The sequence below is a fragment of the Streptomyces sp. R11 genome (assembly GCF_041051905.1).
Taxonomy (GTDB): domain Bacteria; phylum Actinomycetota; class Actinomycetes; order Streptomycetales; family Streptomycetaceae; genus Streptomyces.
The window spans coordinates 1,772,032-1,791,507 of sequence record NZ_CP163432.1; the positions used below are offsets into that span (position 1 = coordinate 1,772,032).

A 19,476-nucleotide genomic window follows, 5' to 3' on the forward strand; every position below is an offset into this window, starting at 1 on the left:
TTCTGTCGAAGTCACAGGATCACCTTGCTAAGACCGAACCGCCGCTACAGCAGCGCGGCCCGCGGGCCGTCGGGCTGCTCCAAGCGCCGCGCCAGGATGGAACGGGCGATCTCGGAGGACTCGTCATCGCCCAGTCGACGGAAACCGTCCTCGGTGATCACGGTGACGATCGGGTAGATCCGGCGGGCGACATCGGGACCACCGGTCGCCGAGTCGTCGTCAGCCGCGTCGTACAGGGCCTGCACCACGAGCGTCGTGGCCTCGGCCTCGTTCAGGTCATCACGGAAGAGCTTCTTCATGGCGCCACGCGCGAAGATCGAACCGGAGCCGGTGGCGGCGTACCCATGCTCCTCGGAACGACCACCGGTCACGTCGTAGGAGAAGATCCGCCCCCTCTCCCGGTCGACGTCGTACCCCGCGAAGAGCGGTACGACAGCCAGCCCCTGCATGGCCATGCCCAGGTTGGACCGAATCATGGTCGACAGCCGGTTCGCTTTGCCCTCCAGCGAAAGCTGCGCACCCTCGACCTTCTCGAAGTGCTCCAGCTCCAGCTGGAACAGCTTCACCATCTCCACGGCCAGGCCGGCGGTGCCGGCGATACCGACGGCCGAGTACTCGTCGGCCGGGAACACCTTCTCGATGTCGCGCTGGGCGATCACATTCCCCATGGTCGCCCGCCGGTCACCCGCCAGCACGACGCCCCCCGGGAACGTCACGGCCACGATGGTCGTGCCGTGCGGCGCCTCGATAACGCCCTGTGTGGGCGGCAGTTGGCGGTTACCGGGCAGCATCTCGGGCTGGTGCTCGGAGAGAAAGTCCATGAAGGAGGACGACCCAGGCGTCAGGAAGGCAGCTGGTAGACGCCCGGTGCTACGAGTGTTGGCTTCCACGCGATTCCTTCCAGGTAATCGGCAGCTCGGTTCATCGCTTCGGGATCGTTCCCTCAACAGGCCGAGGCCGGAATAGCAGTTGAAGCACAGTACGCCACGGACCCTACCCGTCTTGTGGCGGTGATCCACATGAACGGGAAGCCCCTTGAAACAGATCGCGCGGAGCTCGTCCGAGCGGCAACCGGCTGGTCACCCGAAGGCTGCGCGCGGCTTGGACCCGCCGCACCGCACGCAGCGCTTCATCTCCGACTCGCCGACCACCGCTCCACCCCGTCTACCTTCGGATCGAAGGAAGGCGCGGTCTACTGCCCGCCCTTTTGAACGAAGGACCGCACGAAGTCCTCCGCATTCTCCTCGAGGACATCGTCAATCTCGTCCAGGACCGAGTCGACGTCGTCGCTCAGCTTCTCCTGCCGCTCCTTGAGGTCCTCGGAGGCCTGCGTCTCCGCGGTCTGCTCCTCGACTTCCTCGGTGGAACGCGTGGCCTTCTGCTGTCCGCCGCCGGTGTCCTTGGTTGCCATATCCCTCACCCCGCTCAGTTCGCCCGACATGGTCGACAGGTCGGCTTTCCTGCCGATCGGTGATGATCAGACCCTACAAGCCGGGTCTGACATCGGCCCCGCAGTTTCTCCAACGTACGGGGGCCATCTCGATGATTCCCGGACGCCGGGTTTTCCACCCTGCTCGGCCGACGTCCGGCTGACACCGCCCGAGTACCCCTCAGCCGCCCGAGAGGACCCTGACCAGGTCTTCCGCCGTGCGACAGCGGTCCAGGAGCTCCTTGACGTGATTTCGCGTTCCGCGAAGCGGTTCGAGGGTTGGGACCCGCTGGAGGGAGTCCCGGCCGGGCAGGTCGAAGATCACCGAGTCCCAGGAGGCCGCGGCGACATCGTCGGCGTACTGCTCCAGGCAGCGCCCGCGGAAGTACGCGCGCGTGTCCTCCGGCGGCTTCGTACGGGCCCTCTCGACCTCGTTCTCGTCCAGCAGGCGCTTCATGCGGCCGCGGGCCGCGAGGCGGTTGTAGAGGCCTTTCTCGGGGCGTACGTCGGCGTACTGGAGGTCGACGAGGTGGAGCCGCGCGGCGTCCCAGTCGAGGTCGTCGCGGCGCCGGTAGCCCTCCATGAGCTCTCGCTTGGCGACCCAGTCCAGCTCGCCGGCCAGGCTCATCGGGTCCCGCTCCAGGCGGTTGAGGGTGTCCTCCCAGCGGGTCAGGACGTCCTTGGTCTGCTCGTCCGCGTCGGCGCCGAAGCGTTCCTCGACGTATTTGCGGGAGAGCTCGTAGTACTCCATCTGGAGCTGTACCGCGGTCAGAGTGCGCCCGCTACGGAGCGTGATCAGGCGCTTCAGGGACGGGTCGTGCGACACCTGATGCAGTGTGCGCACGGGCTGGTCCACGGCCAGGTCGACGGCGATGAAGCTGTCCTCGATCATCGACAGGACCAGGGCCGTGGTGCCCAGCTTCAGGTACGTCGAGATCTCCGACAGGTTCGCGTCGCCGATGATCACGTGCAGTCGGCGGTATTTCTCCGCGTCCGCGTGCGGCTCGTCGCGCGTGTTGATGATCGGGCGCTTGAGGGTCGTCTCGAGGCCCACCTCGACCTCGAAGTAGTCGGCTCGCTGGCTGAGCTGGAAGCCGTGTTCATGGCCGTCCTGGCCGATGCCGACGCGGCCGGCGCCGGCGAAGACCTGGCGGGAGACGAAGAAGGGCGTCAGGTGGCGCACGATGTCGGAGAAGGGGGTTTCCCGCTTCATCAGGTAGTTCTCGTGCGTGCCGTAGGAGGCACCCTTGTTGTCGGTGTTGTTCTTGTAGAGGTGGATGGGCTGGGCGCCGGGCAGCTGGGCGGCCCGCTCGGCGGCCTCGGCCATGATCCGCTCGCCGGCCTTGTCCCAGAGGACGGCGTCGCGGGGGTTGGTGACCTCCGGGGCGCTGTATTCGGGGTGTGCGTGGTCGACGTAGAGCCGCGCCCCGTTGGTGAGGATGACGTTGGCGAGGCCGATGTCCTCGTCGGTGAGCTGGCTGGAGTCGGCGGCCTCGCGGGCGAGGTCGAAGCCTCGCGCGTCCCGCAGCGGGTTCTCCTCCTCGAAGTCCCAGCGGGCCCGGCGGGCCCGGTGCATCGCCGCCGCGTAGGCATTGACGATCTGGGATGAGGTGAGCATGGCATTGGCGTTGGGGTGGCCGGGGACGGAGATCCCGTACTCCGTCTCGATGCCCATTACTCGCCGTACGGTCATGCGGCCCTCCTTGCCCGGCGGCGCCCTCGGTCGGGGGCGCCGCTCAAGTACCGCTGGCGCTCCGATGCGTGTGCGGTGCCCGTCCCCGCACTGCGCGACTCGGCGGTACCGAAGAGCCTAGAACGCCTTTGCGCTGGTGGGGAGATCATTTGCGTCATTGCGTTGCTCGCCTTTGTTCCGGCGGTGGCCGGAAAAACAGTCGGCTGCGGGTACCCGGTGGGGGCACCCGCAGCCGCCCTGTCTTTTACAGGTACTGACCGGTGTTTGCCACCGTGTCGATGGAGCGTCCGGTGTCTGCGCCCTGCTTTCCGGTGATGAGGGTGCGGATGTAGACGATCCGCTCGCCCTTCTTTCCGGAGATCCGGGCCCAGTCGTCGGGGTTGGTGGTGTTGGGCAGGTCCTCGTTCTCCTTGAACTCGTCCACGCAGGCCTGGAGGAGGTGGGAGACGCGGAGACCCTTCTGGTTGTGCTCCAGGAAGTCCTTGATCGCCATCTTCTTGGCGCGGCCCACGATGTTCTCGATCATGGCACCGGAATTGAAGTCCTTGAAGTAGAGGACTTCCTTGTCGCCGTTGGCGTAGGTGACTTCCAGGAAGCGGTTCTCCTCGGATTCGGCGTACATCTGCTCGACGGCCGTCTGGATCATGCTCTGGACCGTCATGGCCTTGTCGCCACTGTGCTCACCGACGTCCTCGGGGTGGAGCGGGAGGCGCTGGGTGAGGTACTTGCCGAAGATGTCCTTGGCGGCTTCGGCGTCCGGACGCTCGATCTTGATCTTCACGTCCAGGCGACCGGGGCGCAGGATTGCGGGGTCGATCATGTCCTCGCGGTTGGAGGCGCCGATCACGACCACGTTCTGCAGTCCTTCGACACCGTCGATCTCGGCGAGCAGCTGGGGGACGATGGTGTTCTCCACGTCCGAGCTGACACCGGAGCCGCGGGTGCGGAAGAGGGATTCCATCTCGTCGAAGAAGACGATGACGGGGGTGCCCTCGCTGGCCTTCTCGCGTGCACGCTGGAAGACGAGGCGGATCTGCCGCTCGGTCTCACCGACGTACTTGTTGAGCAGCTCGGGACCCTTGATGTTGAGGAAGAAGCTCTTGCCCTGGGCCTGGCCGGTGACCTCGGCGACCTTCTTGGCCAGCGAGTTGGCGACGGCCTTGGCGATGAGCGTCTTGCCGCATCCGGGGGGCCCGTACAGGAGGACGCCCTTCGGCGGCCGCAGTTCGTGCTCCTTGAACAGGTCCGGGTAAAGGTAGGGGAGCTCGACCGCGTCACGGATCATTTCGATCTGGTTGCCCAGACCGCCGATCTGTTCGTAGCCGATGTCCGGTACTTCTTCGAGGACGAGCTCTTCGACCTCGCTCTTGGGAACGATCTCGTAGACATAGCCGGAGCGGGGTTCGAGCAGCAGGGCGTCGCCGGGACGGATGGTGACGTCCAGCAGCGGCTCGGCGAGCCGTACCACCCGTTCCTCGTCGGTGTGCCCGAGCACCAGGGCGCGCTCGCCGTCCTCGAGGATCTCCTTGAGGGTGACGATGTCCCCGACGCGCTCGAACTCCATGGCTTCGACCACGTTGAGCGCTTCGTTGAGCATTACTTCCTGGCCGCGCCTGAGGTCGTCGAGTTCGACGCTCGGGCTGACGTTCACGCGGAGTTTGCGGCCGCCGGTGAAGATGTCGGCCGTGCCGTCCTCGTTCTGCGTCAGGAAGACACCGAAGCCGGCCGGTGGCTGTGCGAGCCGGTCGACTTCCTCCTTGAGGGCCACGATCTGGTCGCGGGCCTCACGGAGCGTGTTGGCGAGTCGCTCGTTCTGTGCGGACACGCCGGCCAGATTGGTCTGCAGCTCGACGATCCGCTCTTCGAGAATCCTCGTGTGCCGCGGAGAGTCGGCGAGCTTGCGTCGCAGGACGGCGATCTCCTGCTCAAGGTAGGCAATCTGCCCGGCCGGGTCGTCGGACCCCCGTCCCGGGCGGATGCCGCGGTTCATGTCGTCGTCGTGGGCTGCCACGGTCCTCACCTCCTCCAAGGGGAGCTGGACGCTTCCAGACCCTACCTGGGTGGGTGTCGATTGAAACCCCTAGATCACAAAGACTGTCGGGGTGTGTCCGATCTTCACCCTTGCGCTCTCCCTCACGCCAGGGGAATACCCACCGAACATGATTGGAAAGCCGCCGCAGGTAGGCTCGAAGCGTTCAACACCCTTCAGAGCTGGCCGGATTCCCGTCCGGCTCGGCGGACGAAACGGTAGGAGAGATGAGCGTGGAACAGGCGGCCGGGGTCGAGGGTCAGGCGCTGGAGGTCTGGATCGACCAGGATCTCTGTACCGGTGACGGCATCTGTGCCCAGTATGCGCCCGAGGTGTTCGAGCTGGACATCGACGGCCTGGCCTATGTGAAGGGCTCGGAGGACGAGCTGTTGCAGGCCAAGGGGGCCACAACGCCCGTGCCGCTGCCGCTTCTCACGGACGTGGTGGACTCGGCGAAGGAATGTCCGGGCGACTGCATCCACGTGCGTCGCGTTTCGGACAAGGTCGAAGTGTTCGGTCCGGACGCCGAGTGACCTTGCGCGCACGGGGTGTTACGACTGTCTGATTTCTCACACGTGCCGGTGGCATGGGTCAGACGCTGTGGGCACCGGCGGGTGTCGAGCGGACGAACGAGCCGTTCTTCCACTGCCACTTCGCGCTGTCCTTCACGTCGGGGCAGCAGCGCGGCACGTCGTCGGACGAGTAGCTGAGCAGCTCGGCGACGACGGCTCCGTCACGGACGGCGAGGTCACTGACGGTGATGCTGTCCTTCGGGTTCACGAGGGTCGCGACGATGCGGGGCGCGGCCGCCTCGGTGCCGCGGGTGAGGACGTAGACGCCGTCGGGCGGGGTGCCCATGGGGGCGTCGCAGTGCACGACGGCCACGGTTTCGGGGCTGCCGTCGCCGTCCAGGTCCCCGCTGGCCTTCTTGACCACGACCGCCTTCACCGGGCCGCATTCGAGGGGGAACTCGACGCTCGCGGGATCGGGGGGCGCGACGGCCGCTGGGGCGTTCTTCGCGTCCGGGCCGGCTGTCTGGGCCGCCGTCGCCGAGTTGGGCTGCAGAACCGAGGAGAAGGCCACGACACCGGCGACCGCCGTGGCGGTGGCGAGCCAGTGGATGGGGCGGGTGTGAGTGTGTGCCAGTTCCGGGACGGCGGATTGCTGCACTAGGAGCGTCTCCTGTGAGGGCTGTGCCGGTGGGGGTGGCCAGCATGGTGCCACACGTCACAGTGCGGGGGAACGGCGGGGTGTGGAGTTCCGGTGCCGGTGTGGTGGTTGGGGGTGCGTGGGGGGCGTGCGGGTGTTGTGCGGCGTTCGGACGAGCAGGTTGTCGTCTCGTGGATTTGTTGGCTTGTGGGTTTGTGGGCTTGTGCGTCAACAGAAAGGCGCTGTGGTCGAGTTCCGGCGGCGTTCCGGGAACTCGACCACAGCGCTTCTGCGTTGATCGCGGCACAGGGCCGCCTCAGCGGCGGTTGCCTCCGTCGGCGTTGGGGCCTTCGTAGTCCTCGCCGTAGGCGCCCTTGGCGGGGCGGCGGCGGCGCATGGGCGGCTCCACTCCGTCGGCGAGGCGGCGGGCGGTGAGCAGGAAGCCGGTGTGGCCGATCATCCGGTGGTCGGGGCGGACGGCCAGGCCCTCGACGTGCCAGTTGCGGATCATCGTCTCCCAGGAGGTCGGCTCGTTGAAGCAGCCGATCTCGCGGATGGACTCGACGGTCCGGGCGAGCTGGGTGGTGGTGGCGACGTAGCAGCAGAGGATGCCGCCGGGGACGAGCGCCTTGGAGACGGCCTCCAGGCACTCCCAGGGGGCGAGCATGTCGAGGATGACACGGTCGACGTCGGTGTCGGACAGGTTGTCCTGGAGGTCGCCGACGGTGAGCTGCCAGGCGGGGTGGGGGCCGCCGAAGTAGCGCTCCACGTTCGCCTGCGCGATCTCGGCGAAGTCCTCGCGGCGCTCGTAGGAGTGCAGCATGCCCTGGTCGCCGATGGCGCGCAGCAGGAAGCTGCTGAGCGAGCCGGAGCCGACGCCGGCCTCCACGACGCGTGCGCCGGGGAAGATGTCGGCGAAGGCGAGGATCTGCCCCGCGTCCTTGGGGTAGACCACGGCGGCGCCGCGGGGCATGGACAGGACGTAGTCGGGGAGCAGGGGGCGCAGCGCGAGGTAGGCGACGTTCCCGGTGGTGCGGACAACGCTGCCCTCGGGAGCGCCGATCAGTTCGTCGTGCGGGAAGGAACCCTTGTGGGTGTGGAAGTTCTTCCCGGCCTCGAGCGTGAACGTGTAGTGGCGGCCCTTGGGGTCGGTCAGCTGAACCTGGTCCCCGACCTTGAAGGGCCCGCGCCTGCGGGCGGCACCGGTCGGTTCGGACATGTGAACAGCCTACCGGCGTTTCGGGGGGCCGCCGACCACCGGGAATCGGCGGGCACCGCTTCGCAGAGCCGTGTTCAGTTCGGGCGGGCCATCGCCTTCACGAAAGCGCGCTCGACATCCGCTGCCGACAGCACGCCGTAGATCTCGCCGGTCTCCTCGACGACCAGGTACTCGGTGGCGGGGGTGGCGCGGAGGGCGTCGAGGAGTTCCTCTCCGGCCAGTTCGGCCGAGACGCGCATGCCGTCGGTCAGGTCCTGGGCGAGTCCGCTGACGGCGACCCAGGGGCGGCGGTGTTCGGGTACGCCGACGATGGCCGCCTCGCGGACGAGGGAGAGGGGGTTGCCGTCGGCGTCGACGACGACCAGGGCGCGGGCGCCGGCGTCGTTGGCGCGGCGCAGGGCCTCGGACAGGGGGGTGTCCGTCTCGACGGGGACGGCGCGGCGGGTGAGGGTGCGGGCGCGCAGGTCGGGGAGGTGCTCGCGCAGGCGGGCCATGCGCAGGCTGTTACCGGCACCGGTCCAGATGATCGCGGCGAGGATGGCGGCCAGCAGGGCGTCCATGACGGTGTCCATGCCGACGTTGTCGACGGCGTCGGAGCCGAGCGCGCCGGACTGGGTGAGCCAGGGGAGCCCGACGAGGACGGAGACGGCGAGGGCGCGGCCGATCCAGGCGGCGGCGATGGTGCCGGTCATCGGCCTGCCGGTGATCTTCCAGACGACCGCGCGGAGCATGCGGCCACCGTCGAGGGGCAGGCCGGGGAGCAGGTTGAAGGCGGCGACGATGAGGTTGGAGATCATCAGGCCGGCCAGCAGGACGCCGGGGACGGTGCCGGGTTCGACGGCCTGCAGGGCGCCGTAGAAGACGCCGGAGAGGACGAGGGAGAGCAGCGGGCCGACAAAGGCCAGCACGAACTCGCGTCCCGGCGTCTCGGCCTCCTTCTCGATCTCGGAGACCCCGCCGAAGAACTGGAGCTGGATACGGCGCACGGGCAGCTTGAAGCGCAGCGCGGCGACGGTGTGGGCGAGCTCGTGGACGAGGACCGAGGCGTAGAAGGCGACCGCGAAGAAGAGGGAGACGAGGTAGCGGGCGGCACCGAGTTCGGGCAGCACACGGTCGAGCTGTCCGCCGAACACCCAGGTGATGAGCGCGGCGACCAGGAACCAGCTGGGGGCCACGTAGACGGGCACGCCGAACGGCCGGCCCATGAGGAGCCCGCCGCGGGGGTCCTTATGGCGCTGCGGCGGACGGCCCTTGGTGGTGCCGGAGTGGGCGAGGGGGCGGTCGGGGTGGGTGTCGTGGTGCGGGTGCCGGTCGCTGTGGGAGGCCTGCGTGAACGGGCTGTCGGCGTCGCTACGGTCGGGGGTGTGCGGGTCGGTGGCGTCGCCGGGGGCGGAGGGCGCCTCGTCGCGGGACTGGGAGGAGGTCGGTGCCGCGGGGCCGCGAGTGGTGTCGCCGCTGTCGTCTGTGCCGCTCGCGTCGTCCTTGGGCTGCTCGTCGGACGGGGTCGGGTCGGGACTTGTGGGTTCGGTGGCCGGGGCCTCACGGTCTGCTCGGCGCTCGGTCGACTCGTCGGTGCCGGACCGCGGCTGCCCGCTCCCGCCGCTCTCGTCCACGGTGTCCCCTCGTTCGAAGCGTCTTCCGCGCCTGCCGGGCGGATGGGTCTCGGGTCGATGGTATGCGGCCGTCTCGCCGCGTTTCGCCCCGGCACCCCCTCTGTTTCCCCGTCCGCCCCGGCCGTAACGGCCGGGGCTGGGTCACTGTCAGTGGTGGGCCGTAAGGTCTGTGGTCATGGAGACGAGCACGGAGGGTGCCGCGGCGGGCTGCGGCAGTGACGCCGCGCCGGTGGCAGAGCCGGTGACGGACGAGTACCCGGTGGGGGCGGACAGTACGGCGACGGTGGCCGACGCGGGTGAGAGCGCGGCCACAGCGGGCGGCACGGCCGTGCGCCCGGCGATAGCGCCGGCCTCGCTGTCCCCTTCCCGTGCCAGTGACTTCATGCAGTGCCCGCTGCTCTACCGGTTCCGGGTGATCGACCGGCTGCCCGAGAAGCCGAGCGCGGCGGCGACGAAGGGCACGCTGGTGCATGCGGTGCTGGAGCGGCTCTTCGACGCCCCGGCCGCCGAGCGGACCGCGCCGCGCGCCAAGTCCCTCATCCCGGGCCAGTGGGACCGGCTGCGGGAGAGCAGGCCGGAGGTCGTGGAGCTGTTCGCGGACGATCCCGAGGGCGAGCGGCTGGCGACCTGGCTGGGTGAGGCGGAGCGGCTCGTGGAGCGGTGGTTCGGTCTGGAGGATCCGACCCGGCTGGAGCCCGCCGAGCGGGAGCTGTTCATCGAGGCCGAGCTGGACTCGGGGCTGCGGCTGCGCGGCATCATCGACCGCGTCGACGTGGCGCCGACGGGCGAGGTGCGGATCGTCGACTACAAGACGGGCAAGGCGCCCCGGCCCGAGTACGCCGAGGGTGCGCTGTTCCAGATGAAGTTCTACGCCCTGGTCGTGTGGCGGCTGAAGAAGGTGATCCCCCGCCGGCTCCAGCTCGTCTATCTCGGCAGCGGTGACGTGCTGACGTACGACCCGGTCCTCGCCGACCTGGAGCGGGTCGAGCGCAAGCTGCTGGCGCTGTGGGAGGCGATCCGGGTGGCGACCGAGACGGGCGACTGGCGTCCCCGGCAGACGAAGCTGTGCGGCTGGTGCGACCACCAGGCCCACTGCCCGGAATTCGGCGGCACTCCCCCGCCGTATCCGCTGCCGGTCAGGGCGGGCGAGTCCGACGGCGGTGCGCAGGGCAGAATGGGGCCGGACTAGGCGAAGGAGACTCACGTGGCCATCCGCGTCCTACTGGTCGACGACCAGCCCCTGCTGCGTACCGGCTTCCGGATGATTCTGGAGGCGGAGCAGGACATCGCGGTCGTGGGCGAGGCCGGTGACGGCCTCCAAGCTCTCGACCAGGTGCGGGCCCTGCAGCCCGACGTGGTTCTGATGGACATCCGCATGCCTCGGATGGACGGGGTCGAGGCGACGCGGCAGATCACCGGTCCCGGGCGGGACGGCCCGGCGAAGGTGCTGGTGCTGACCACGTTCGATCTCGACGAGTACGTGGTGGAGGCGCTCAAGGCGGGAGCCAGCGGCTTCCTGCTGAAGGACGCCCCGGCCAACGAGCTGGTGCAGGCGATCCGGGTGGTCGCCGGCGGCGAGGCGATGCTCGCGCCGAGCATCACGCGCCGGCTGCTCGACAAGTACGCCACGCATCTGCCGTCGGGCGACGAGCCGGTTCCGGACACCCTGCACACGCTGACCGAGCGCGAGGTGGAGGTGCTGAAGCTGGTGGCGCGGGGCCTGTCCAACGCCGAGATCGCCGCCGACCTCTTCGTCAGCGAGACCACCGTCAAGACGCATGTGGGCCACGTCCTGACCAAGCTGGGCCTGCGGGACCGGGTGCAGGCCGCGGTGTACGCGTACGAGAGCGGGCTGGTGCGTCCCGGCGCCCAGTAGGAGCCTGTACGACGACGAAGAGGGCGCCCCTTCCTGAGAAGGGGCGCCCTCCGCGTAGTCACTGCGTGAACAGGTACGTCGCTTACGACGACCCTCAGCCCTTGCTCAGCTCCCAGAAGCGGAACACGGTGGAGGCGTCGAGGCAGTACTCCAGGCCGTAGACGTTGTCGCGGACGACCGCGTACTGCTTGGCCTGCCAGACCGGAAGGACGGGGAGTTCCCGGGCCACGATGTCCTGGAGCTGGTTGAACTCGTCGTCCGTCGCGGCGCGGTCGCTCTCGGCGGCGGTGCGCGGGATGAGCGTGCCGGTGATGGCGTCGTTGCTGTAGTTGTTGCTCAGCACGTTGCCCTTGCCGAAGAAGGGGGCCGTGAAGCTGTCGGCGTCCGGGTAGTCCGGGATCCAGCCCTTCACGTACACGCCGTACTTACCGTCGGCGATGTCCTTCTCGTACTGGTCGAACGCGACGGACTGCACGTCGGCGTCGAACAGACCGCTGTCGTTGAGCTGCTTCGCGATCGTCTCCAACTCCTGGTCGGTGGCCGGGCCGTAGCGCGACGGGGTGGACCAGAGGGTGAGCTTGACCTTGCCGTCGATGCCCTCGTCCTGCAGGGCCGCGGCGGCCTTCGCCTTGGAGGGGCGGGCGCCGTAGGTGTCGAAGAAGGCCGTGTTGTGGCCGCTGATACCGGCCGGGATGATCGAGTACAGCGGCGTGGCCGTGCCCTGGTAGACGTCCTTGATGAGGGCGTCACGGTCGATGAGGTAGGCCATGGCCTTGCGGACGCCGAGCTTGCCGGCGACCGGGTCGTCCATGTTGAAGACCAGGTGCTGGACCTCGGCGCTGCTGCCCTCGACGACCTCCACACCGGAGTCGCCGCCGGACTTCTCGACGTCGGCGATGCCACCCGCGGTGAGGCCGCGGTAGGCGATGTCGATTTCGTTGGCGCTCAGGGCCTTCTTCAGGGCGTCCTGGTCGCCGTGGAAGAACTTCAGGGTCACGCCGTCGTTCTGTACCTCGGCCGTGCCCTTGTAGTTCTCGTTGACGGAGAAGACGGCCTCGTCGTCGCCGAACTTGTCGAGCTTGTACGGGCCGGAGCCGACCGCCTGGTCGTCCTTGCGCAGGCCGCTCGCGTCGTACTGCTCCTGGTCGACGATGGAGCCGGCGCCGGAGGCTATCTTGCTCGGGAACGTGGCGTCGGGGGTGTTGAGCTGGAAGACGACCGTCTTGTCGTTCGGCGTCTCGACCTTGTCGAGCGTGGGGAACATGACGGCGGGGCCGTCGGGGTCGTTGATCTTCAGCATGCGGTCGAAGGAGAACTTGACGTCCTCCGAGGTGAGCGCGTCACCGTTGCTGAACTTCAGGCCGTCCTTGAGCGTGCACCTGTAGACCGTCGTCTGCGTGTCGGAGAAGGCGCACTGCTCGGCGGCCTCGGGCTGCGGTTCGGTGGCGCCCTTGGGGAAGCTGAGCAGCGACTGGAAGACGTTGTTGAACAACAGCCAGGAGCCGGGGTCGTAGCCGGAGGCGGGGTCGGTGGCGAGGACGTCGTCCGACATTCCCATGACCACCGAGGTACCGGTCCCCCCGGTGCCCGCGGTCTCGGTTCCACAGCCGGTCAGCAGGCCGGAGGCCAGCCCTGCCACGACGGGCAGGACCGGCCACTGGTTGCGCATGTTCACTTACAAGTGCCTTGTCGTCGGTTGTGAGGTACCCGGGCACCCGTCCTGGATCCCGGGCCGAGCCGGCGCCCTGGTCGTGGCCGCCGGGCACGGGTGAGGTCAGCCGCTCACGCCACGGCCGAGCTCCCACAGCTGAAGGGTCGAGGAGGAGTTGAGCACGTACGCGGTGCCCGTGACGTCGTCGCCGGCGGCGACGAACTGCTTGCCCTGCCACAGCGGCAGCACGGGCACGTCATCGGCGACGATGTCCTGAATGTCCGTCAGGCTGCCGGACGCCGACAGCCGGTCGGCGACGCGGCGGGACTCCGGGATGAGGGTGTTGCGGATCGTGCTGTTGGCGTACGGCGAGCCGAGGAAGTTGTCCTTGTCGAGGAACGGCGCGAGGTAGTTGTCGGCGTCGGGGAAGTCCGGGAACCAGCCCATGCCGTAGACCTCGTACTCGCCCTTCTGCTCGGCGGGTCGGAACGTCGCCCAGGGGGCGCCCTTGATGTCGACGTCGAACAGGCCGCTGTCGTTCAGCTGCTTCTTCAGCAGCTCGAACTCCTTCTTCGTGGCCGAGCCGTAGTGGTCGGTGGTGTAGTGCAGCGTGAGCTTCACCGGGGTGGTGACGCCGGCCTTCTCCAGCATGGACTTGGCCTTGGCGGTGCTCGGGTCGCCGTACTTGTTGAAGAACGCGTTGGAATGGCCCGTGATGCTGGCGGGCACCAGCGAGTACAGCGGTTCGGCCTGGGAGCCGTAGACCTTGGAGACGAGTTCGCCGCGGTCGATGACCTGTGCCATGGCCTGGCGGACGGCCTTCGTCCGCACCGACGCGTCGTTGGTGTTGAAGGCCAGGTAGCGGATTTCCAGACCGGACATGTCGACGAGGTCGACGGCGTCGTCGGAGTCGGCCGACAGCTTCTGGATCTGCTCGGGCGACATGGTGCGGGTCATCAGGTCGATGTCGCCCTTGTCGAGGGCGGCGCCCATCTCGTCGGCGTCCGCGAAGTTGCGCAGTTCGACCTTTTCGTTGTTCACCTTCAGACTCCCCTTGTAGTCGGGGTTCTTGGTGAACACGGCGGAGACCAGCTCGTCGTTCTTGACCTCGGCCTGGAGGGTGTACGGGCCGGAGCCGTCGAGCTCGAAGCCGTCGCGCAGCTTGTCCTTGGCGTAGATGTCCGGGTCGACGATGCCCGCGACCGGGGTGGACAGCTTGAACGGGAAGGTGGCGTCGGCGGTCTTGAGGTGGAAGATGACCTCGCGGTCGCCCTGGGTCTCGACGGTGTCGATGGTGGACAGCAGGGCGAAGACGCCGCTGTCGGCCTTGAGGGCGCGGGCGCGGTCGATGGAGTACTTCACGTCGTCCGCGGTGACGGGGTCGCCGTTCGCGAACTTCAGGTCCTTGCGCAGGGTGCACGCGTAGCGTTCGTTGCCGCTGTCGGTGAAGCCGCAGGTCTGGGCGGCCTCGGGCACCGGTTCCCCTTCGCCGCGCGGCTGGATCATCAGGGTCTGCACGGTCTGGCGCAGGATGTTCCAGGTGCCGACGTCGTAGGCGTAGGCCGGATCGAGCGGTGCGGGAGCGTCCTTCGAGGCAGTGAACGCGTCCGTGGTGCCGACGACGATCGCGTCGCCGCTGTCGCTGCCGCTGTCGGTTCCACCACAGGCGGCGAGAACCGGCACAAGCAGGCCGATGACGGCCGGCAGCACCAAAGTCTTGCGGTTCATGCTCGGGCTTCTCCAGCTGTCGACTCCGTGTACCCGGCATGCAGGGGTGTCGCGGCGGATCACGGGGTAAGTTCGATGTTCTCGCAACGAGATTAGTCCGCGCCCGCAGGAGGGTTCGCCGCGACCGGAGTTGAGCCCCCATCACGCTGTGGAGCCGGTCGCGAACGCACCGGAAACCTTGGACCGGAAGGATTCGTGCACCGATCCATCAATCGGGACACAAAGGTGCGCCCCAAGCCCTCGACACAGGGGGTGCTGCACATGGCGCGTCACCTGTCGACCCCACAGGCAGTGGTGAACGTCACAATCTGAACGGTCCTGGCGTGCACCGGAATTCAGCCATCCGCCGCCACTCGAATTCCCTTGCGGAATTCCCGCGCTATCGGTGTTGCACGCTGGGTGAACACCGGCCCTATTTCCGTTGTCGGACGTTGTCAGTCGTCGTCAGACAGTGATCAGGCCGCGCAGAAATGCCAGATCGACCTCTTCCAACGAGGTCACCACGGTGCGCCGGGCTGCCGGGGTGATCGGCGCAACCGACGGAACGGCCACCACGTGACAGCCGGCGGCCTCGGCCGCGGCGACGCCGGTCGCGGTGTCCTCGACGACCGCGCATCGGGTGGGATCGGCGCCCAGTCCGGCGGCAGCGAACAGGTAGGGGTCCGGGTGCGGCTTGGTGCGCTCGACCTCGTCGCCGGCGACGGTCAGCGCGAAGTGCTGGGGGCCGAGCGAGGTGAGCACTCGGTCGATGATGCGCCGGTGCGAGGCGGAGACCAGGGCCGTGGGGATCTCGTACGCGGCCAGCTCGGCCAGCAGCCGGGCCGCGCCCGGCATCAGCGGCAGCGCGCGGTCGATGCGGTCCTCGAAGCCCTGGTTCAGCAGCAGCGTGAGCTCGGCGAGGGGGATGTCGGCGCCGGTGGCCTCGATCAGGAATCCGGCGCTACGGCTCATCGGGCCGCCGACCACAACATGGCGCCAGGTGTCGTCGAGGGTGTGGCCCAGGCCGGCGAAGACCTCGACCTCGACGTCCCACCAGAAGCCCTCGGTGTCCACCAGGGTTCCGTCCATGTCGAGGAGAACAGCCTGCAGGGCCGAGCCGTCGGCCGTACGGGTTACTGGTGCGGGGACCGTGCTGGTCATCCACGTACCTCCTTGAAGGGACGATCAGGCCGGTTCCCACGGAGGGAACCGGCCTGCGGTGGACCGTCCAGTGTACGACCTGCACAGACGAAGCGCCTGGTTTGACAGGTGTGCCTCGGGGCACACCTGTTACCCGCCCGCAATCGGGCCGGGGGTCGCCTCAGCGTGCGTTGAAGTACTTCGCCTCGGGGTGGTGGATGACGATCGCGTCCGTGGACTGCTCGGGGTGCAGCTGGAACTCCTCGGACAGGTGGACGCCGATGCGCTCCGGCTGGAGCAGGTCGGCGATCTTGGCCCGGTCCTCGAGGTTGGGGCAGGCGCCGTAGCCGAGGGAGAAGCGGGCGCCCCGGTACTTCAGCGCGAACATGTCCTCGATGTCGGCCGGGTCGTCACCGGCGAAGCCCAGCTCGGAACGCACGCGCGCGTGCCAGTACTCGGCGAGCGCCTCCGCCAACTGCACGGACAGGCCGTGCAGTTCGAGGTAGTCCCGGTAGGCGTTGGCCTCGAACATCCGGGCCGTCTCCTCGCCGATCCGCGAGCCCACGGTGACGACCTGGAGGCCCACGACGTCCGTCTCGCCCGACTCCTGCGGGCGGAAGAAGTCCGCGAGGCACAGCCGCCGGCCGCGGCGCTGACGCGGGAAGCTGAAGCGGGTGCGTTCGTTGCCGTGCTCGTCCAGCAGGATCAGGTCGTCGTCCTTGGAGACGCACGGGAAGTAGCCGTAGACCACGGCCGCTTCCAGCAGGTTCTCCGTCTGGAGCTTGTCGAGCAGGCCACGCAGTCGCGGGCGGCCCTCGGTCTCGACGAGTTCCTGGTACGACGGTCCGTCGCCGCTGCGGGTCTCCTTCAGGCCCCACTGGCCCTTGAAGAGGGCGCCCTCGTCGAGCCAGGACGCGTACTCCTTGAGCTGGATGCCCTTGATGACGCGGGTGCCCCAGAACGGCGGCTCGGGGAGCGGGTTGTCGGTGGCGACGTCGGAGCGGACGTGGCCCTCCTCGGGGCGCTCGTCCAGTACGGCCGTCGCGGCGGCGCTCTTGACCCGGCGCTGCTTGAGCTCGGGCAACTGCACGCCGGGCACGCCCCGCTTGACGCCGATGAGGGCGTCCATCAGGCGCAGGCCCTCGAACGCGTCGCGGGCGTAGCGGACTTCGCCCTCGTAGACCTCGTGCAGGTCCTGCTCGACGTAGGCGCGCGTGAGGGCGGCGCCGCCGAGGATGACGGGGTAATCGGCCGCGAGACCGCGCTGGTTGAGCTCCTCCAGGTTCTCCTTCATGATCACCGTGGACTTCACCAGCAGCCCGGACATGCCGATGACGTCGGCCCGGTGCTCCTCGGCGGCCTCCAGGATCGCCGAGACGGGCTGCTTGATGCCCAGGTTGACCACGTTGTAGCCGTTGTTGGACAGGATGATGTCCACCAGGTTCTTGCCGATGTCGTGGACATCGCCGCGGACCGTGGCCAGCACGATGGTGCCCTTGCCGTCGGCGTCCGTCTTCTCCATGTGCGGTTCGAGGTAGGCGACGGCGGACTTCATCACCTCGGCGGACTGGAGCACGAACGGCAGCTGCATCTGGCCGGAGCCGAACAGCTCGCCGACGACCTTCATGCCGTCCAGAAGCGTCTCGTTGACGATGTCGAGGGCGGAACGGGCCTGGAGGGCCTCGTCGAGGTCGGCTTCCAGGCCGTTCTTCTCGCCGTCGATGATGCGACGCTTGAGGCGCTCCTCCAGCGGGAGGGCGGCGAGTTCCTCGGCCTTGCCGGCCTTCAGGGACTTGGCGGTGGCGCCCTCGAACAGGGCCATGAGCTTCTGCAGCGGGTCGTAGCCCTCGGCGCGGCGGTCGTAGATCAGGTCCAGGGCCGTGCGGACCTGCTCCTCGTCGAAGCGGGCGATCGGCAGGATCTTCGACGCGTGCACGATCGCCGAGTCCAGGCCCGCCTTGACGCACTCGTCCAGGAAGACGGAGTTGAGCAGGATGCGGGCGGCCGGGTTCAGGCCGAAGGAGATGTTCGACAGGCCGAGGGTGGTCTGGACGTCCGGGTGGAGCCGCTTGAGCTCGCGGATCGCCTCGATGGTGGCGATGCCGTCCTTGCGGGACTCCTCCTGACCGGTGCAGATGGTGAAGGTCAGGGTGTCGATGAGGATGTCGGACTCGAGGATGCCCCAGTTCGTCGTCAGGTCCTCGATCAGCCGCTCGGCGATCTCGACCTTCTTCTCCGGGGTACGGGCCTGGCCCTCCTCGTCGATGGTCAGCGCGATCAGCGCGGCGCCGTGCTCGCGGGCGAGCTTGGTGACCTTCGCGAAGCGGGACTCGGGGCCGTCGCCGTCCTCGTAGTTGACGGAGTTGATGACCGCGCGCCCGCCGAGCTTCTCCAGACCGGCCTGGATGACGTCGACCTCGGTGGAGTCCAGGACGATCGGCAGCGTGGAGGCGGTGGCGAAGCGGCCGGCCAGTTCCTCCATGTCGGCGACGCCGTCCCGGCCGACGTAGTCGACGCACAGGTCGAGCATGTGGGCGCCCTCGCGGATCTGGTCGCGGGCCATCTCCACACAGTCGTCCCAGCGCGCGTCCAGCATGGCATCGCGGAACTTCTTCGAGCCGTTGGCGTTGGTGCGCTCGCCGATGGCCAGGTAGGAGGTGTCCTGGCGGAACGGGACCGTCTGGTAGAGGGAGGCGGCGCCGGGCTCGGGCTGCGGGCTGCGCTCCACGGGCGTGGCCTCCCGGACCCGCTCCACGAGCTGCCTGAGGTGCTCGGGGGTGGTGCCGCAGCAGCCGCCGATGAGGTTCAGGCCGTAGTCCCGTACGAAGGTCTCCTGGGCGTCGGCCAGGCCCTCCGGGTCGAGCGGGAAGTGGGCGCCGTCCTTGGTGAGGATCGGCAGGCCTGCGTTCGGCATGCACAGCAGCGGGGTGCGGGAGTGCCGGGCGAGGTAGCGCAGGTGCTCGCTCATCTCGGCCGGGCCCGTCGAACAGTTCAGGCCGATCATGTCGATGCCGAGCGGCTCCAGCGCGGTCAGCGCGGCGCCGATCTCGGAGCCGAGCAGCATGGTGCCGGTGGTCTCGAAGGCCATGGAGACCAGCAGCGGCACCTCGGCGCCGGTCGCCTCCATGGCGCGGCGGGCGCCCAGGATCGACGACTTCGTCTGCAGGAGGTCCTGCGTGGTCTCCACGATCAGGGCGTCGGCGCCGCCGGCGAGCAGGCCTTCGGCGTTCGCCTGGAAGCCGTCGCGCAGCGTGCCGTAGCCGATGTGGCCGAGGGTCGGCAGCTTCGTGCCGGGTCCGATCGAGCCGAGCACCCACCGCTGGCGGCCGTCACGGGCGCCGAACGCGTCGGCCGTCTCGCGGGCGATACGGGCGCCCGCCTCGGACAGCTCGTACACCCGGTCGGCGATGTCGTATTCGGCCATGGCCGAGTGGTTGGCGCCGAACGTGTTCGTCTCGACGCAGTCCACGCCCGCGCCGAAGTACTCCTCGTGCACGGAGCGGACGATGTCGGGGCGGGTCAGGTTGAGGATCTCGTTGCAGCCCTCGAGGTTCTCGAAGTCCTCGAGTGTGGGCTCCTGGGCCTGCAACATGGTGCCCATCGCTCCGTCGGCGACCACCACTCGGGTGGCGAGCGCCTCGCGGAGCGCGGACACACGGGTCCGGCTGTCGGCGGAAGGGGTCGGTGGCAACGAGGCCATGTAAGGGCTCCCTGGAGTGCGACGGCTGTCGGCTTTGCGCCCTTTACGGATCCGTCCGCAGTGGGCGCACGCCGCCAGCGTAGCCGGGACCGCCGTCGAACGGTCAGGCGGTCCACGAGGCGGGACGAGGATGACGGCAGGGTCGATCTTCGGCCACGGGCGAGGCAACACCGGTGGACCGATAACCGCCGACCATTAGCGGGAGGTCGGCATCGACCGGTAGTGTTCGACATTGCCGAACGGCGGCAGCGACGTCGCACGGTCGACGCT

14 protein-coding genes and 1 pseudogene are annotated in these 19,476 nt (G+C 68.5%); 3 read left to right on the top strand and 12 right to left on the bottom strand.

The window, feature by feature from the left end; translation table 11 throughout:
* Nucleotides 1–44: 44 nt before the first annotated feature.
* From prcB to arc, 5 genes and pseudogenes are all read right to left on the bottom strand, one after another.
* Nucleotides 45–890 carry a proteasome subunit beta gene (gene prcB / locus AB5J55_RS08060; RefSeq protein ID WP_369269982.1) on the bottom strand — a complete coding sequence of 282 codons (846 nt, stop codon included), beginning with the start codon at nucleotides 888–890 and terminating at the stop codon, nucleotides 45–47.
* Nucleotides 842–1,025: pseudogene (locus AB5J55_RS08065) on the bottom strand (endonuclease domain-containing protein); the annotation flags it as partial. The pseudogene AB5J55_RS08065 and the gene prcB, both read right to left, overlap by 49 nt.
* A 167-nt stretch (nucleotides 1,026–1,192) precedes the next feature.
* Nucleotides 1,193–1,411 carry a ubiquitin-like protein Pup gene (locus AB5J55_RS08070; RefSeq protein WP_328428856.1) on the bottom strand — a complete coding sequence of 73 codons (219 nt, stop codon included), beginning with the start codon at nucleotides 1,409–1,411 and terminating at the stop codon, nucleotides 1,193–1,195.
* Nucleotides 1,412–1,610: 199 nt separating this feature from the next.
* On the bottom strand, nucleotides 1,611–3,122 hold the full coding sequence (dop, locus tag AB5J55_RS08075) for a depupylase/deamidase Dop (RefSeq protein WP_369269983.1): 1,512 nt from the start codon (nucleotides 3,120–3,122) through the stop codon (nucleotides 1,611–1,613).
* Nucleotides 3,123–3,366: 244 nt separating this feature from the next.
* Nucleotides 3,367–5,133 carry a proteasome ATPase gene (arc, locus tag AB5J55_RS08080; protein WP_369269984.1) on the bottom strand — a complete coding sequence of 589 codons (1,767 nt, stop codon included), beginning with the start codon at nucleotides 5,131–5,133 and terminating at the stop codon, nucleotides 3,367–3,369.
* 245 nt (nucleotides 5,134–5,378) lie between these two features.
* On the opposite strand from arc, the gene AB5J55_RS08085 reads away from it, so the two are divergent.
* Complete coding sequence (locus AB5J55_RS08085; RefSeq protein WP_369269985.1) at nucleotides 5,379–5,684, top strand: ferredoxin; 306 nt, start codon at nucleotides 5,379–5,381, stop codon at nucleotides 5,682–5,684.
* A gap of 58 nt (nucleotides 5,685–5,742) precedes the next feature.
* On the opposite strand, the gene AB5J55_RS08090 is transcribed toward AB5J55_RS08085, so the two are convergent.
* The 3 genes from AB5J55_RS08090 to AB5J55_RS08100 form a co-directional block, all read right to left on the bottom strand.
* Nucleotides 5,743–6,321 carry a hypothetical protein gene (locus AB5J55_RS08090; protein WP_369269986.1) on the bottom strand — a complete coding sequence of 193 codons (579 nt, stop codon included), beginning with the start codon at nucleotides 6,319–6,321 and terminating at the stop codon, nucleotides 5,743–5,745.
* Between the two features lie 295 nt (nucleotides 6,322–6,616).
* Nucleotides 6,617–7,519 carry a tRNA (adenine-N1)-methyltransferase gene (locus AB5J55_RS08095; protein WP_328882750.1) on the bottom strand — a complete coding sequence of 301 codons (903 nt, stop codon included), beginning with the start codon at nucleotides 7,517–7,519 and terminating at the stop codon, nucleotides 6,617–6,619.
* A gap of 74 nt (nucleotides 7,520–7,593) precedes the next feature.
* Nucleotides 7,594–9,132: a site-2 protease family protein gene (locus tag AB5J55_RS08100; RefSeq protein WP_369269987.1), complete on the bottom strand. Its 1,539-nt coding sequence runs from the start codon at nucleotides 9,130–9,132 to the stop codon at nucleotides 7,594–7,596.
* Between the two features lie 175 nt (nucleotides 9,133–9,307).
* Between AB5J55_RS08100 and AB5J55_RS08105 the strand changes: the two genes are divergently transcribed.
* Nucleotides 9,308–10,321, top strand: a complete 1,014-nt coding sequence (locus AB5J55_RS08105; RefSeq protein ID WP_369269988.1) for a RecB family exonuclease — start codon at nucleotides 9,308–9,310, stop codon at nucleotides 10,319–10,321.
* A 15-nt stretch (nucleotides 10,322–10,336) separates the two neighbouring features.
* Complete coding sequence (locus AB5J55_RS08110; RefSeq protein WP_030053339.1) at nucleotides 10,337–11,008, top strand: response regulator transcription factor; 672 nt, start codon at nucleotides 10,337–10,339, stop codon at nucleotides 11,006–11,008.
* Nucleotides 11,009–11,102: 94 nt separating this feature from the next.
* Here the strand turns inward: AB5J55_RS08110 and AB5J55_RS08115 are convergent, their stop codons facing one another.
* The 4 genes from AB5J55_RS08115 to metH all read right to left on the bottom strand — a co-directional run bounded on the left by AB5J55_RS08115 (nucleotide 11,103) and on the right by metH (nucleotide 19,206).
* The gene (locus AB5J55_RS08115) at nucleotides 11,103–12,683 is read right to left on the bottom strand and encodes an ABC transporter substrate-binding protein (RefSeq protein WP_369269989.1); all 1,581 of its coding nucleotides are present in this window, start codon (nucleotides 12,681–12,683) and stop codon (nucleotides 11,103–11,105) included.
* 99 nt (nucleotides 12,684–12,782) lie between these two features.
* The gene (locus AB5J55_RS08120) at nucleotides 12,783–14,387 is read right to left on the bottom strand and encodes an ABC transporter substrate-binding protein (protein ID WP_369269990.1); all 1,605 of its coding nucleotides are present in this window, start codon (nucleotides 14,385–14,387) and stop codon (nucleotides 12,783–12,785) included.
* Between the two features lie 444 nt (nucleotides 14,388–14,831).
* Entirely contained in the window at nucleotides 14,832–15,527 is a 696-nt protein-coding gene (locus tag AB5J55_RS08125; RefSeq protein WP_369269991.1) for an HAD family hydrolase, read from the bottom strand.
* 160 nt (nucleotides 15,528–15,687) lie between these two features.
* Nucleotides 15,688–19,206: a methionine synthase gene (gene metH, locus AB5J55_RS08130; protein WP_369269992.1), complete on the bottom strand. Its 3,519-nt coding sequence runs from the start codon at nucleotides 19,204–19,206 to the stop codon at nucleotides 15,688–15,690.
* Nucleotides 19,207–19,476: the final 270 nt, after the last annotated feature.